General features: G+C 42.9%; 3 protein-coding genes. All 3 read left to right on the top strand.

Features of this window, described 5'->3' with window-relative positions; genetic code table 11:
- Window positions 1–214, top strand: a 214-nt coding sequence (locus tag ACWF4Z_RS38455) for a diguanylate cyclase domain-containing protein (protein WP_452248131.1), incomplete at its 5' end; no start/stop codon positions are given.
- A gap of 41 nt (window positions 215–255) precedes the next feature.
- Complete coding sequence (locus ACWF4Z_RS38460; RefSeq protein ID WP_452248133.1) at window positions 256–468, top strand: EAL domain-containing protein; 213 nt, start codon at window positions 256–258, stop codon at window positions 466–468.
- A gap of 102 nt (window positions 469–570) precedes the next feature.
- Complete coding sequence (locus ACWF4Z_RS38465) at window positions 571–915, top strand: EAL domain-containing protein (protein ID WP_452248132.1); 345 nt, start codon at window positions 571–573, stop codon at window positions 913–915.
- Window positions 916–1,000 lie beyond the last annotated feature (85 nt).

The raw sequence follows: 1,000 nt of genomic DNA on the forward strand, positions 1-1,000 counted from the left end.
GATTCAAGATCACACCCTTTTCACAACTGTCAGTATCGGGATTGCGATATCTCCAAAAGACGGGACGGATGGCCTTGAATTGATGAAAAAGGCTGATATGGCGATGTATGCGGCTAAAGAACGAAACAAAAGCAAATACAGATACTATTCTTTTTCAATTGGCAACAAAGAATCCGTCAAGCTTAAACAAGAGATAGAGATGGTACTCAGATAAGCAATCGAAAACGATAGATTTGTCTTGCATTATCAGCCGCAATTCAGTGTAAAAAAACAAAAATGACAGGAGCAGAAGCACTGATACGCCTTGTGACACCAGACGGGCAACTGCGTCCGCCCGGAGAATTCATCGGTGTCGCAGAAGAAACGGCACTTATTATTGATATCGGAAAGTGGATTATAGATGAAGCATGCAAGCAGGCAAGGATTTGGCACAACAAAGGCTATGACAGTTCCAATCCGAAGATCTGATTCCCCTCATCAAGGATACGCTTAATAAATACCAGCTTCCTCCGCAGCTTCTTGAAGTGGAGGTGACGGAAAGCATGACAATGGACAATCTCGAAAAAGGTTTTGTCATCCCTTACAGAATTAGGAATCAGAATCAGTATTGACGATTTCGGTACTGGTCACAGCTCCCTTAGCTATTTGAAGGACTTCCCGATTCACAGGCTGAAGATTGACAAATCATTTATTGACGATATTCAGACCCATCCTAAATCAGAGCAAATTACCGGAGCTATTATTGCCATGGGGCATCAGCTGTCTTTGCAGGTGATTGCCGAAGGTGTGGAAAATGCAGCTCAAAAGCAGCTTCTTTTTGAAAAAGGCTGCGACCATTTGCAGGGCTTCTTTTTCAGCAGGCCAATACCTCCGGAACAATTCGAACAATTCATTATTGAACAGCCGTCGCAATAACAGCGCCGGCTTTTTTTCACCCATAAGTTACTACACATGAATCGTACTCCTTCTCTTCACACTAAAGAAAAAAAGGGGTTTATCG

The sequence above is a fragment of the Kribbella sp. NPDC055071 genome (assembly GCF_053608045.1).